Origin of the sequence: Pseudomonas cuatrocienegasensis, from assembly GCF_900110925.1 — a bacterium.
In the GTDB taxonomy this organism is placed as follows: domain Bacteria; phylum Pseudomonadota; class Gammaproteobacteria; order Pseudomonadales; family Pseudomonadaceae; genus Aquipseudomonas; species Aquipseudomonas cuatrocienegasensis.
Genome location: NZ_FOFP01000033.1, coordinates 1 through 14,119 on the forward strand (window position 1 = coordinate 1; position 14,119 = coordinate 14,119).

Consider the following 14,119-nt stretch of genomic DNA (forward strand, 5'->3'; position numbering starts at 1 on the left):
TCATCGAATGTTCTGCGTTTTTGGGACATGGGCAAACTCCTCGATAGATGTATTTTCCACCTATCGAGGTGTCCGGGGAAATTAGACCACTACAGCATCGGCAGGATTTTCTCTTGCAAGACAAAAGCGCCTGAGCCCGCTGCTATTAAGTTCGCCGCGGGCTCAGGCTAATTTCCTAATACGCCCTTGCACTGTGGTCAACAGTGCATTTTGTGGGTGGCTGTCTCAGACGCGCTAATGTCTGGGGTTACTCAGTCCAGAATAATATGCGGCAGAAAGCGACTGGTATCCTTCGTCACGAGCGAATCATCTTCTCGAATACCAATACCCGCAGCGTTATCACCAATAACCCAAGAGCCGACCAACGTGTAACTATCGCCATACTTGGGTAAGGGAGCACACTGCTGCAGGATGTAGGGGGCATCGGTGTAGGGGCCATCCACTTTCACCTGTTGGGCGTCAGCGGTATGCAGCTCTATGTTGGCGCCTTCGCGCGAGAAGAAAGGTTTTCGTACCCAGCCGGGGGGCACAGCTTGAGTGGCATCAGCGTCGACGAAAGACTCCAACAGATTCGGATGCCCCCTGTTCATTTCCCATAAAAGGGGCAGGGCACCTTTGTTAGAGAGGATGGACTTCCAGATTGGCTCAAAGAACTGCGTATCACACGCTGCGATCTTGGGGCCAAATTCTTCATGCATGATGAATTCCCAAGCATGCAGTTTGAACAGATGGGGAATCCATTCATCATTCAGATCGACGAAGCGCGAACCATTGAGGCCGATGTCTTCCAGATAAATATGTTGTGTCTGAATACCCACCTTCTCGGCAATTGAGCGGAAATAGTCGGTGGTGCCCTTGTCCTCTTCAGAACCGGTGATTGAGGCGAAGTAGAACGGTTTGGTAATCTGCAGATCGCTAAAGGCTTGGGTTAGTTGGTCTTCAATGCTGTTGAACTGGTCGGCGTGCGCGGGAAGCATGCCAAACTGTATGCATTGCTCCAGCCAATCCCACTGCTGGGCTGAACACTCATAAAGACTGGTGGGCGTGTCATAGTTGAGTTCAAGCAACTTAGCAGGCCCGGTTCCATTGTAAGAGAAGTCCATACGTCCATATAAATGGGGATGACCCTCCTTCCAAGACTCACGAATCGGATCAAAGTACGCAGCAGGAATACTCAACTTGCCGAGTAGCTCCTCGCTATCGACCACACGAGACACCAGATCCATGCACATTTGGTGAATCTCGTTGGTCGGGTCTTCAAGGTCATTCTCTACCTGGGATAGGCTGAGCTGGTAATACGCTCGCTCATCCCAATAACGCTCCCCATCAATGGTATGGAACTTGAAGCCGAAGCCTTCAGCACGCGCTTGCCAGTTCGGACGTTCGTTGACCGCGACTCGTTTCATCTCTGCTCCTTAGCCGCCGAAGCTGCTACCCCAACCACTGCGAGCCGAGGCTTGGCTGCCGAAGCCACCACGCGAAGTGGTCGATTTCACGGCAATCGGTTTAGTGATGATGGATGAATATCCCGAACCACTTTTAGCCTGCGTGGAGTTCTTGAAGGTAGTGCCTGAGCGGATCCGTGTTGCGAGTGTCGAGGTGCCATAGTAGTCGCCACGATCTTCACGGTAGCGATAGACCGGCTCTGAGTAGTAACGCCCGCCACTGCTGGAAAGCATATTGCCGATCAGCATGCCCATTACGACGTTATTCAATCCGCTGCCTGCAGAGGTACCAGTGCCCGAGGTAGCCTGAGACTGCGCCAATTGCGACTCAGATACCTGGCCTTCTGCTGAAAGCTGAAAGCCGCCCATCGGTGGTGTGTACATGCCACGCGAATCAACTTTGCAATAATTCTCCACAAAGTCAGAATCACATTCAGCACGACTCGCATATGTCGGTGCGATTCGACGGTGTTCGGCTATTGCGGTCATGAAGGCATCAGAACATACATCAACCGGTATTTTCTGGTCCACGCACTGCTGTACAGAGTCGAAGTTAAAGGTTTTGTTGATCTGGTACTGCTTTTCGGGTGCCTGGCAACCCGTAACGGCTAGAGTCACTGCCGCCGACAGCGACAGTTGAACGCACTTACTGCGCTTCATAAGAGCCTCCGTAGGCTGCTGATCAGTTGGTAGTTGGCGTCATGCATGCTGCATTCAGCAGGCCTACACTGACAGCGATAGCTGCTACGTAAATTCCTGCAGCTACCTCACCCTTTTGGATTCGCCCAGGAAGACCTTTAAGCACCAGACTGACCGCCAAAAACGCCAGTAGCTGAACAACCCCGGCAATAAGTGCCCAGACAATAAAATCAAGCAGGCTGACCGCGTGAGAAATTACGCTACTTACCGGTAGCGCAAAGCCGATCACAGCACCTGCCAGAGCAATCGCAGCAGCAGTATTGCCTTCACGAATCAACTCGAACTCTTTGTGCGGAGTAATTCGGGTGTAGACGAGCTGGAAGAAAGCCAGCAGCACGACTGCGCTGACGATATAAAACAGAAAACCCAGTACAGCCGTCACGTTGAGTGACATTTGCAGTGCTTCGAGCATTATTGTGTCCTTAGATGGTTTGCAGGTCAGTAGTAAAAAGGGTGACGCCGAGCGATGTACTCACGCTGACGGCACCCTCCAGGTCTTCCTCAACCGAGTAGAGCAACAACTCCTTGCGGCCAGTCAAACCAATATCGCGGGTGTATAGCATCGCAAGATGTTTCACCTCATAAGACTCATTGGGGTTGGATACTCGCTCGACAAACTCGACCAAGTCGGTTTGCCCATCCGACTCGCCCCATTCCCGCTGATACGTTTTGCCCTCGTGCTCAACTGTCGGAAGGCCAATCTTGCTTTGCGGGCCAGCAATCCGCGCCAGTTCGGCATTACTGTGCACAGCCTGGCTGTCTTGATAGTTGAACAATACGAGCGCTTCAACCTGACCATCACGGCTTCCGGTGCTATGTACCTGCAGCCAATAGTCTTGATCGTCAAGGTAGAGCCGGGTGAGCCAATTGGACTGCCCAAGATCAATCACCCCTTGGGCGAACGCCTGCTGCACGACCGGTATTGATACGGTACTTGTTCCATCAAGCAGTAGCTTTAGGCCCGGATCAATATTCACGATCACCCCCTTGCCTAAGCCCAGCGGCCCATCTGGGATGGGAGGAACTTGAATACCTTGACTACCTGAGCGGCTAAACAGACGCTTGAAGAATTCCATTAAAAGTCTCCTGCCATGCGCTTGTTGGCGATGTAGTAGAACTCGCCCCCACGAACTGGCTGCTCAAACGGGGGGTTGACGATCACAGCACTGTCACCGGGTCCTTTGTAAGCAATCACAGTCGCGTTGTATTTCTGTTTGAGGGCATTAAACAGCTCGCCGAACGTGCCTTCGTAGTCTGTTGCAAGGGTGGCCCGATACTGTGTTGCACCCTCACCAACGGTGAGGAGTTCGTTTATCACCACCGAGGAGCCAGGATCCTGAGACGATCGCACCAACATCTCAACAGCCATGCTTGAAGTACATTCCAGACCCGGAGCATAGCTGCGGGCTAGATTGGCTTTGTGCGTGTCACTGAAGTGGGCCACCACATGGCCGAGAGGCTGCAACTGGTGTACGGCCAAGACTGCCGCCAGGGTTTGATCATCAGAACCGGTGCGGATCAGTACTCGCTCTGCGGTAGCGACACCCGCACGGGCCAGGACTGCCGGAGACGTCAGGGTTTCGCCGCGAATAAACGAGGCATGTCCAGGCATAGGGTTTTCTTCAATGCTGGATGCACAAATGACAATCAGGTTGTCATTGGAGGTTTCATCTAGCTTGAGCAAGTTTACAATTTCTTCGCTGCTGGCACCCTCCCAACCGATTAGCACGGTGTGGTCAGTGTGTTTTTCGAAACTGCCCTTGCCCTTCATTTGGTGTCTCCAGAGTTCAATAATGGTGTTGGTGGTTTTACCGATGACGGTGGTCAACAACGCGATGCCGCCGACCATCAGCCAAATGGCAACGAACACTCGGCCAGCCGCCGACTGAGGCGCAAGATCGCCATACCCCACGGTCATGGCCGTAGTGATGTAGTAATAAAAAAAAGTAACGGGCTCAATCAGATGCTGTTCGCCAGCAAGCACCAAACCGATATAGGTGATGATGAAGTGAGCAAATACGGCCAGCCCAAGCGCTGCCCAAGAAAAACGGGCTAAAACACTGGATACCATCTGGCGCAGTAGCAAAAAAATAGACATTAATCCCTATCTCCGTCTGAGAGGTATTGAAGCTCTGCAAGGTGCTTTTTATAGATGGGCTCTACCTGCTTCTGAGTCTGCTCGGGGCCGCATAAGCCATGCCGCAAACCATCCAGCAAGTGCACCAAAGAGGTGGGACTCAAAGGAAACTCCGTGACGGGGCAGCAAGCCAAAAATCATCCCTCCATAGAGTGAAAGCACCAGCAGCGCAATAAAAAGACGCTTAAAGCTTCTAGAGTAAAAAGCCTGCGCAATCAAATATGCCCAAAGGCCGAAAACCCATCCGCTTGCTCCAATATGGTTGGCATCCCTGCCAAAACTCCACACAAGCAACCCGCCTATAACGACCACCACTGTGCTCACCGCCACATAGCGACCTACGCCGTCGGTCAAGATCAGCGCGGAGAGAACTGCAAAGGGAAATGCATTACTGACGAGATGGCCAACGGAGCCGTGCAAGAAGGGGCTCAATACGATCCCGAGCAGGCCATGGATGCTTCGCGGCTGAAGCCCGAACGCATTCAATGAGTAGCCGCAGAGCATATTCAGAAGGTGCGCAACAACCATTACGCCAAGGAGTGTCGTCACAACACGAAAGGCTAATCCATTTGCCAAAGCATGATTCCATCAGGAGAAGAAAAGGGCAGGCTACCCTGCCCCGTTGTCGCATTACTCGGTTTTAGTCGCCTTCAGGCGAGCCAAAACCGAGTTGGCGCTATTTTCGTCAGGAATGATGTTGGCTTCACGCAGCCGCCGATCCAGATCACTGCCCGACTCTTGAGCGGCCAATTCTTCGTGCGCCGCCATAGTAGCCGCTCGCTCATCTTGAAGCTTCTGCAGGCGATTGAGCGAGGCAACGGCAGTTTCCAGCTTCCCATTGGCCTGGCCGCTAGCCACCGACGCACTTACTTGGGCTTTCTGTACAGTGTCGCGAGCCTTGGCCATATCGACCTGGGTACGCAGACCGTTAATACGGCCCTGTGCTTTAGCGATATCCTGACGCATGCGCGCGATGCCGGCCTGCAATTGGCTATGCGCCTCGGTCTTAACCTTAAGCTGACCCTCTAGCTCACCAATACGGGCAGCGACCTCATGAGCCAGGTCTTCACGCTGAGCATTGAGCGCGGCCAGAGCTCGGCTCTCCAGATCAGTGATGGTCGACTTCAACTCATCCAGTTCTTTAGCGCCCAGCTTCTCTTTGCCCATCAGGCCGGCTAAATCATGCTGGGCACTGCGAATAGCACCATCCGCGTCACGAATTTCCTGATCAAGGATGGTCAATGCCTGCTTGTCGACAATTGCCTCGCCGATTTCTGTGGACTTGCCACGCAATGCTGTCAGCAACTTACCCCAGATCGATTGGGAGTTATCCATAGTGATTTCCTTGTCCGTTACTTACGGAAAAATTGATCGAATGCCACAACCGCACGCTGAACGTTCTCAGCCAGGGTCAGAATTTCAGTGACAACGTTGGTCACCGTCGAGCTGGCACTCAGCGCCCCGAACATGTTGTACGCCGACTCGCCATTGGGCATGGTTTCGATACCAATGCTCGATAGCGGAAACATTTCACGACTACGCAGCACAGCATCATTGAAGCCGTGCTCATCAGCGACACCCTCGGTGCCAACCAACAGCGTGTCTACGATGATTTGCTCACCCGCGACCACGATGAAAATCGGCAGGCCGCCGAAATCATTCATCTCGATCCTGATCGCCTGCTCGGCCCCCTCAATCAGGACTATGTGGACATCACCCAAGGTATCGATATCGACTGCGCTGAGTGCATCGAATAAGCGTTTGGTGCTCCAAGTATTCCCTGCCGTCATGTAGGACTCCATCTTGAAAGTGCCAGCTATGAGCGGCTGGCGAAGGCGCTTTTCCATCTCTTTGAGCACAAGCTTGTTCTCGGGGAGAACATAGGCTTCATGCTTCACATAACCGGCCGCATAAAGCGCATCCCGCATGCGGCGCATGTAAAAGGCAGACGTTTTGGGCACCGCCTTACCCGGTGCGGTTTTATTGGCTTTCGATTTGACCGGAGATTTATGACTGCCAGTCATTGGGTTCAACACCATAAAACCTCACACGTGATAAATATAACCCTATCCACAGGCATAAAAATATCACATGTGATGATTTTTATGCCTGCAATGCGCCATGGTTAACAGTACTGAGCTGCGCTGCGAGATCCGCGCTTAGTCCGTTCGCACATCCGGGCAGTAGCAAACAGCCTAGAGCCCCGCTGATATAACCCTAGCCGCAGCATCAATGCCCCGCCCAGCGGCGCGACGATCAGGCTCTACAAGGCCGCTAGACCCTGGAAGCCCCCTGCCAAGCTGGCTTTCACCCTGCTCAACCAGACCCAGGTCAGCGACCTGCAAGCGCTATTACCGATCTGCGGACGACCTTCGTGCGCATGGTGCGCGACGAGGCCAGCGCACACATGATTGGCAGCGCCACCGCCGGCCTGGGCAGTGTCTTCAACCAGCGCCTGCTGGAGCTGGCCGAGGCCGAACTCGGCCCGTCGCCGGTGCCCTACAGCCTGATGGCCGCGGGCTCCCTGGTGCGCATCCGCCACCAAGCCTCAGCGGTTGAGGCCGAGCGCGAGCCGAACAACTAAATTGAGCCCGAACCGCTACAACCTCAAGAAAGCTTTCCAGGTGCTCAGCAACACGATAGACAGCCCAGGCTTGAATGGATTAGCTTCAAACTCAAGAACGATATCACTTTGACATCATCTCACCCTTGCCATTTACTCTACCGTGCCGCTCTTCAGACACGGCCGTATTCGTGAAGAACATCTCTATGTGAGACAAGGACTTACAAGATGAAATGAAGGCTCGCTACCGTTAACCTAGGCACAGCCTTGTTTACATAGCGACGTGATTTAGAAGCAGGTCCATAATTATCGGGGGTAGAGAAATGAGAAATATTTCCTATTGCATCAGCCAAGCCTTTAAAATCTCTATCTGCCAGCTCACTGTTTTTCACTTCGAAAGGCCGCTATAAGGACTTTATCTCCTTTTTGCCTGGCTCGCGGAGTAGCAGAGTAAAGAGACTTATCATGAGGAAAGCCTGTGTCTCTACTATCAAATAATGGCAAACGATTAACGCCCGGCGCTTACCCGCTGGCTATCGGCGCCTTATTACTTAGCGTTTCACAGGCCGCCATGTCGCACGATATAAATGAAGGGAAATGGTTGGTGCGTGTAATGGCTCTTGATATTAGGCAAACCAATGTCCGCTCGGAAGTACCAGATATCGGCGGTAAGATTGATATCCCCCCGATAATTCAGCCAGGGCTGGATATCAGCTACTTCGTCACCGACCACTGGGCTGTCGAGTTTCAAGGGGGTATTGCCAAAAACGATTATCGGATTGCTGGCTCCGCCATTGGCGATTTCGACATTGGCTCAGTTGAGACCTTATCGCTTGGGCTGACACTGCAGTACCACTTTCGCCCCACACCCAATCTGAAACCCTACTTGGGCGTCGGCCTTATCCATACTAGAACACGTGCAGTCAAACCCGCAGACAATATTCCTGACTTTGACGTCGAAGATATCAACAGTGTTGTTCTAAATGCAGGGGTCGATTATCGGCTTAGTGGCAACTGGTTCGCCAGTGCCAGTCTACGCTATATTCTCATCCCAACTTATCGTGCCAACGGTGAGGCTTTTGACACTGAAGTTAAACTAAATGCTCTGGCATCTGGAATTGGCTTAAGCTATCGATTTTAAACTTGCATGATCGTCATCGTTGTTCAGATTATTCGCCAAGCCTTTACCGGGAACTGCTAAAAAGAGTAGCCACGATACCTTAGCAATAACGTTTATGTGGAGTCTTTCCCATGATCGATACCAACACCCTTTATATTACCAGCGCTGTCAGCCGCGCTGCTTTTCTGGTGATATTTATGGCCACCGTTCTGAGCCAACCGTCTGAGCGGTACCTGTGGCATTGGATAACGGCCCTGTTGACGTCGACCCTGGGGTCATCGTTGATGTTTATTTTTGGTGCTCAGGCAGAAATTCCTGTGCTGGTTAGAGGGAGTATTTACGTACTGTTTCTGGCGAGCCTGGTATTTTCCTGGAGTGGTATCAGGCTATTTCATTCCCGCCGCACTCATTATTCTTACCTGTTGCTGCTAACGCTGGTGCCCAGTCTGTTTTTTACGGCAACCATTGCTCTTGGCGCTTCGCTACGGGTGATGCTGGCCTTTATTTACCTTTGTTCAGCGCTGCTGGCAGGGTTGGTAACGTATGAAATTCTAAAACCACCCCGTGAACGACTGCTCTCCCAGTATGTCGTGGCGTTCGCTTTTGCCTGTTATTGTCTTGTTTTGCTGACGCCAGCGCTTGGGCTGATTTCTGGGATAGTGGCACCAGAAATGCTCACCAGTGGGCACGAGGCACTGCTGTTGGACCAAGTCACAGCAATATTGGTCTACTTCGGCTATATCGCCATGGCGAGCGAGCGTGCCAACCTTAGGTTGAAACAATTAGCCGAGACAGACCCTTTGACCGGACTGGCAAACCGGCGCGGCATTAATCAAATAAACGACAACAACCTCTCAAGCCAAGGCACCAGCGTTATCATCGGTGACCTCGACCACTTCAAGCGTATCAATGACGAATTGGGACATGAAGGCGGCGACATTGTTCTCAAAGATGTCGGTATGCGTTTTAATCGAATCACGCGTAATAACGATGTCGCCATGCGTTGGGGTGGGGAAGAATTCCTGGTGGTGCTTCCCAACACAGACCTGCAGCAGGCCCTTATTATTGCTGAGCGCCTGAGGCGTCTAATTGAAGATGAACCATTCATGGTGGATAAGAGCTCGTTAAAAGTCACCATCAGCCTGGGCGTTTCTGAAATACAAGCCGAAGAGAGCGGCTTTGACGCCGCTATTGATCGTGCTGACCAAGCCCTTTATGACGCCAAGAAAGGTGGCCGAAACCGTGTCTGTCAGTACACACCAAAGATTGTCTGATATGTCCACATGACAGTCACCACGTGTGTACAAGAAAAGTCATACGCCCGAGGGAACACAACACGCGCATCTAACGCACAGGGTGCAGTCGGTACAAAAGCATCGCGGATAAATCCCTCCACACGTTGGTCGGTGCCGGCAGATAAATTCCGCGCATAAAAATGCGCGCCCGAAGGCGCGCTCTTGAAGGCCGCGAGGTCCGCGCTTAGCGCGGTTCGCTCATCAGGCCTTTGACGATTGATGGCTCCCAAGCTCTCTTGGGGCGCTCTGCGTCCGTTCTAGCGAGACACAGAACGTCTCTGGCTGCATGCCCACGCGGAGCGTGGGAGCTATAGAGCTTGAATCGATGTGCGAGAGATCCGGAAATATTTTTTCGCTCTTTTTGGCGCAGCCCAATTCTCTTACCTAGACTCCGCTTTGAAGCAGTTCCCACTCCCGGTGTATGGACAAGGAGTTCCAATGCGCCTTCATTCAATTCGCATACAAATGATCTCACCGATCGCCCTGCTGGCACTCATTCTGGGCGGGCTCCTGCTGTTCATGCTGATGATGACGCAGGTCCAGCAGGACGCCATGCGGCGCCAGGCGGAAAACTATTTTGAGGCCGTCGCCGTCGTACTCAACGCTGACCGTGACATCTATCAGGCGCTGATCGCACAGGAGCGCCTGCTAAGCGGACAGGGGGTCGCAGCCGACAATCAAGCCGAGCTTGACGAGAATGCTCAACAAGTATTCGACCGCTTCCAGAAATTTCGCGGTTTCATGGCGCAAGACGTTGAGGTAATAGAACCTTTCGCCAATTTCGACCAGCTCTTTCAAAGCTGGATAGCCGCCAGCAAGTCGCTGAATATCAGCGCCGAAGGAAATCAAGCACAGTCTGCCAACCTGCAGCAGCAGGATGACAAGTTCCTAGCAATTCGCAGCATGCTGGACGATGCCGGCGAACGGTTACGTCAGCACACCGCTCAGAAAAAGACCGACTCCAGTGCAGATGTCGACTTGCAGCAGTACGTCGAAGCACTTTCCGAAGTGCTTAATGCGGATCGTGACATTTACCAGGCACGCCTGGCCTTGCAGAAAGCAACTGCAGGTTCAGGCAACATCGCTGAAAACCGTACGTTCTTCGAGGAGAACGTACAACAAGCTCTGCAGCGATTTCATAACTACCGCAGCTACCTGATCCGCGAACCCGAGCTGGTGAAACCCTATGAACAGTTCGACATGCTGTTCAGCGACTGGGTACAGCAAAGTCGAGCACTGCTTGAGGCACCACCCGCTGACAATCAAACAACCAACCAGCAAGCTAAAGCACTGGCAGACCAGCGCTTTGCTGAGATTCGTGAGGTGCTCGACAAGGCCGGTGAAGCGGTCAGCAACTACGCCCGCAACCAGAAAGAGGCGGTCAAACAGCGGATTGCCCGCTATGAACGGGTGGCCATTCTGATAATTGCTGGCTCCTTCGTTATTGCCCTGCTGGCTGGCTATTACGTGCCCTTGCTGTTAACCCGAAATGTCCAGCACATAACCCGCAGGATCCGGGAAATCGCTGAAGGGGACGGAGACCTAACCCAACGCATCAATTCTAGCGCCAAGGATGAACTGGGCGACCTGGCTCGAGAGTTCGACGGGTTTGTCGAACGACTGCGCCACATCATCGGCGCCATCCAGGCCCAGTCAGTCACACTGGGGGATATGACAGGCCAACTCAACACCGTTTCTGAACAGGCTGGGCGCATCAGTGAAGGCCTGGTCGGCGCCTCAGATTCCATGGTCAGTGCCGGCACCCAGATGAATGTGGCAAATCAGCAAATGGCCGACCTGGCCAAGGGCACAGCCGATGAAGCAAGTCATTCAAGCCAGATGACCCATCAAGGCGTGAACGCGGTGAACCTTTCCAACCAGGCCATCGAACAATTGGTCAGTGATATCGAACTGGCGCTGACGCGCTCGACCGATCTCGAACAAAGCTCGGCGGCTATCACCTCTGTATTGGCAGTTATCCGAACCATCGCAGAACAGACCAACCTACTGGCACTCAACGCGGCCATCGAAGCCGCACGGGCTGGCGAACAGGGCCGCGGTTTCGCCGTTGTAGCCGATGAGGTGCGTACCCTTGCAACACGCACACAGGCCAGTACACAAGAAATCGACACCATGATTGAACGCCTCAAACTCAGCGTGGCTGAATCTGCAACCGCCATTCGTAACAGCCGCCACAATGCACAAAGTACCGCTCAACACATCAGCCAAATGACCAGTATCTTCGACACCCTAAGCAGATCCTTTGACCGGGTACAGGAAATGGCCAGCCAGACAGCCCTGGCCACCGATGAACAGGCCAAGGTCTCGCACCATATCAGCGAAAACCTCACCGCCCTGCGCGAACAGAGCGACGAGGTTCGCGAAATGTCCGGCCAGGTAAAAAGCCAGTCACAGCAGATCACCGGGCTGTATCAGGAACTACGTCATCAGGTCGATAGCTTCAAGGTGTAAGCAGCAGTTCAGATACGGAGCGGTAGAACAACAGAACCGCCCAGACTTAGAAGGGGCATCACCGAAGGCGGACTGGAAGTCAACGCTCCCTATAACCCTGCCCTACTGCTTAACCTTGTCCACAGAAACTGAAGATATGCTGACGTGTGCCAAGCGCACGCCAGCCGGTCAGGATGGCGTTATCGATGGTGCCAACCCCCAAAAACAAAGCATCGCGGATAAATCCGCTCCTACGGGTGGGCGGTGTCAGCCGATAAATTCCGCGCACAAAAAAGCGCGCCCGCAGGCGCGCTCTTGAAGGTCCCGAGGTCCGCGCTTAGCGCGGTTCGCTCATCAGGCCTTTGACGATGGCGATACAGCCCACCAGCAGCACCAGGGTAAACGGCAACCCCGTGGACACCGCCATGGCCTGCAGGGCGCCCAGCCCGCCGCCGAGCAGCAGGGCGATGGCGATCACGCCTTCGATCACCACCCAGAACACCCGCTGCGGCACAGGTGCGTTGACCTTGCCGCCGGCGGTGATGGTGTCGATCACCAGCGAGCCGGAGTCCGACGAGGTGATAAAGAACACCACCACCAGCACGATGCCGATAAACGAGCTGATCGCGGTCAGCGGCAACTCACCGAGCATGGCGAACAGCTTGAGCTCCAGCGCCGCATCCTGCACGCCGGTAAAGCCTTCGCTGACCACTTGACCGATACCGGTGCCGCCGAACGCGGTCATCCACAGCACCGAGACCAGCGAAGGTACCAGCAACACAGCAATCAGAAACTCACGCACGGTGCGGCCACGGCTGACGCGGGCGATAAACATGCCCACGAACGGCGACCAGCTGATCCACCAGGCCCAGTAGAACGCGGTCCAGCCCTGGCTGAAGTTGACGTCTTCACGGCCGACCGGGTTGGCCAGGGCCGGCAGGTAGCTCAGGTAAGCGCCGAGGTTATCGAAGAAGCCGGTGATGATCGCCAGGGTCGGGCCGGCGATGATGATGAACAGCAGCAGCAGAATGGCCAGGCCCATGTTCAGCTCGGAGAGGCGCTTGACGCCCTTCTCCAGCCCGGAGAGCACCGACACCAGGGCGATGGCGGTGATGCCGACGATCAGCAGTACCTTGGACAGGTCGCTGGACTCGATACCGAACAGGTACTGAATGCCCGCAGCGGCTTGCTCGGCGCCCAGGCCCAGGGAGGTGGCCAGGCCGAACAGGGTGGCGAACACCGCCAGGATGTCGATGATATGCCCCGGCCAACCCCACACGCGCTCACCGAGCAGCGGGTAGAAGATCGAGCGGATGCTCAGCGGCAGGCCCTTGTTGAAGGAGAACAGCGCCAGCGCCAACGCAACGATGGCGTAGATCGCCCAAGGGTGCAGGCCCCAGTGGAAAATGGTCGCGGCCATGCCCAGGCGGGCAGCGGCTTCGGCATCACCGGCAGCGCCACCCAACGGCGCCCAGTCGGTGCGCACACCATCGGCGCCTACTTCAATACCGCCCAGAGCAGCAGAGAAGTGCCCCATGGGTTCGGCCACACCGTAGAACATCAGGCCAATGCCCATGCCGGCGGCAAACAGCATGGAGAACCAGCCGACATAGCCATAATCCGGTTTGGCATCCATGCCGCCCAGGCGCACTTTGCCCAAGGGCGAGACGATCAGGCCCAGACACAGCAGGACGAAAATGTTGGCAGCACCGAGGAAGAACCACGCCATGTGATGGGTAAGCCAGTCACGAGTGGCGGTGAACAGCGGTTCGACATGGTTCTGCAATGCCAGGGTCAGCACCACGAACAACACCACTGTGAGGGCGGAGATGGTGAAGACCTTGCCGTGAATATCGAGGGAGAAGGAGAACTGTCCCTTGATGTTGTCCTGACCGATGACATAGTCGGTATCGATCAAATTGGACTCCCCACTCGGTGCGGGGATACTGTCTAGCCGTTCTGTTTCTGGCTGCGGGGTCGTGTCATGCGAAGGGTCTTTTCCCATACGAAATACTCCTTGATGCTTCTGACTCGCGGACAAGCGTAAAGCGTGAATAGGGGCAGCAATGCCCTGCGATTACCGCCCGAGCTGCGGACGTAACCGACAAGGGTAACAGCCTGAGCCCGATCCTGCAGGCGCAATGCCATCGGCCGGCATGCGCCAAGTGGCCTGTTACACACCAGAGGCAACCCTGGAGCCCCCGTACTGTCTGTATCAGAGCCACCATGAGCGCTAGGGTCTGTTCCCGTTTCGTCGCAAGCCGCGTTGCCGCGAAAAATCTCGCCAGGCCGGGCGGCGTTCCGCTAGGCGGAGGACGCAGGGAATGGTTGTTCCCTTGCCAAGTCCTCCAACAACGCATGGCGAGATTTTGCGCGCAACCTAGGCGGCCCCACCCGAAGGGCCGGGCC

At 54.5% G+C, this 14,119-nt stretch carries 13 protein-coding genes and 1 pseudogene; 5 read left to right on the plus strand and 9 right to left on the minus strand.

Annotation, left to right across the window (positions count from 1 at the left end; all coding sequences use genetic code 11):
* Positions 1-251: 251 nt before the first annotated feature.
* From BMW49_RS23900 to BMW49_RS23935, 8 genes are all read right to left on the minus strand, one after another.
* Positions 252-1,406: a glutathionylspermidine synthase family protein gene (locus BMW49_RS23900; RefSeq protein WP_069522444.1), complete on the minus strand. Its 1,155-nt coding sequence runs from the start codon at positions 1,404-1,406 to the stop codon at positions 252-254.
* 9 nt (positions 1,407-1,415) lie between these two features.
* Positions 1,416-2,105: a DUF1190 domain-containing protein gene (locus tag BMW49_RS23905; RefSeq protein WP_069522446.1), complete on the minus strand. Its 690-nt coding sequence runs from the start codon at positions 2,103-2,105 to the stop codon at positions 1,416-1,418.
* A 22-nt stretch (positions 2,106-2,127) separates the two neighbouring features.
* Positions 2,128-2,556: a DUF350 domain-containing protein gene (locus tag BMW49_RS23910; RefSeq protein WP_069522448.1), complete on the minus strand. Its 429-nt coding sequence runs from the start codon at positions 2,554-2,556 to the stop codon at positions 2,128-2,130.
* A gap of 10 nt (positions 2,557-2,566) precedes the next feature.
* Entirely contained in the window at positions 2,567-3,220 is a 654-nt protein-coding gene (locus tag BMW49_RS23915; protein ID WP_069522450.1) for a DUF2491 family protein, read from the minus strand.
* Positions 3,220-4,242, minus strand: a complete 1,023-nt coding sequence (locus BMW49_RS23920; protein WP_069522452.1) for an ion channel — start codon at positions 4,240-4,242, stop codon at positions 3,220-3,222. Before BMW49_RS23920 ends, BMW49_RS23915 begins: the two co-directional genes overlap by 1 nt.
* Before the next feature lie 48 nt (positions 4,243-4,290).
* Positions 4,291-4,809, minus strand: coding sequence for a rhomboid family intramembrane serine protease (locus tag BMW49_RS23925; RefSeq protein WP_069522470.1), 519 nt, complete (start codon positions 4,807-4,809; stop codon positions 4,291-4,293).
* Positions 4,810-4,911: 102 nt separating this feature from the next.
* Positions 4,912-5,616, minus strand: a complete 705-nt coding sequence (locus BMW49_RS23930) for a PspA/IM30 family protein (RefSeq protein WP_069522454.1) — start codon at positions 5,614-5,616, stop codon at positions 4,912-4,914.
* A gap of 17 nt (positions 5,617-5,633) precedes the next feature.
* On the minus strand, positions 5,634-6,218 hold the full coding sequence (locus tag BMW49_RS23935) for a YjfI family protein (RefSeq protein ID WP_069522456.1): 585 nt from the start codon (positions 6,216-6,218) through the stop codon (positions 5,634-5,636).
* A 443-nt stretch (positions 6,219-6,661) separates the two neighbouring features.
* Here BMW49_RS23935 and BMW49_RS23940 point away from each other — a divergent pair, with 443 nt between their 5' ends.
* The 5 genes and pseudogenes from BMW49_RS23940 to BMW49_RS25750 all read left to right on the plus strand — a co-directional run bounded on the left by BMW49_RS23940 (position 6,662) and on the right by BMW49_RS25750 (position 11,731).
* Entirely contained in the window at positions 6,662-6,865 is a 204-nt protein-coding gene (locus BMW49_RS23940) for a DUF294 nucleotidyltransferase-like domain-containing protein (RefSeq protein ID WP_069522459.1), read from the plus strand.
* Positions 6,866-7,322: 457 nt separating this feature from the next.
* Entirely contained in the window at positions 7,323-7,985 is a 663-nt protein-coding gene (locus BMW49_RS23945) for an OmpW/AlkL family protein (protein WP_083251861.1), read from the plus strand.
* Positions 7,986-8,095: 110 nt separating this feature from the next.
* Positions 8,096-9,238, plus strand: coding sequence for a GGDEF domain-containing protein (locus BMW49_RS23950; RefSeq protein WP_069522464.1), 1,143 nt, complete (start codon positions 8,096-8,098; stop codon positions 9,236-9,238).
* A gap of 1,221 nt (positions 9,239-10,459) precedes the next feature.
* Positions 10,460-10,873, plus strand: a pseudogene (locus BMW49_RS25745) (HAMP domain-containing protein); the annotation flags it as partial.
* 132 nt (positions 10,874-11,005) lie between these two features.
* Complete coding sequence (locus tag BMW49_RS25750) at positions 11,006-11,731, plus strand: methyl-accepting chemotaxis protein (RefSeq protein WP_371850905.1); 726 nt, start codon at positions 11,006-11,008, stop codon at positions 11,729-11,731.
* Positions 11,732-12,047: 316 nt separating this feature from the next.
* Here BMW49_RS25750 and BMW49_RS23960 read toward each other — a convergent pair whose 3' ends face one another.
* Positions 12,048-13,715: a BCCT family transporter gene (locus BMW49_RS23960; protein WP_069522468.1), complete on the minus strand. Its 1,668-nt coding sequence runs from the start codon at positions 13,713-13,715 to the stop codon at positions 12,048-12,050.
* Between the last annotated feature and the right edge of the window lie 404 nt (positions 13,716-14,119).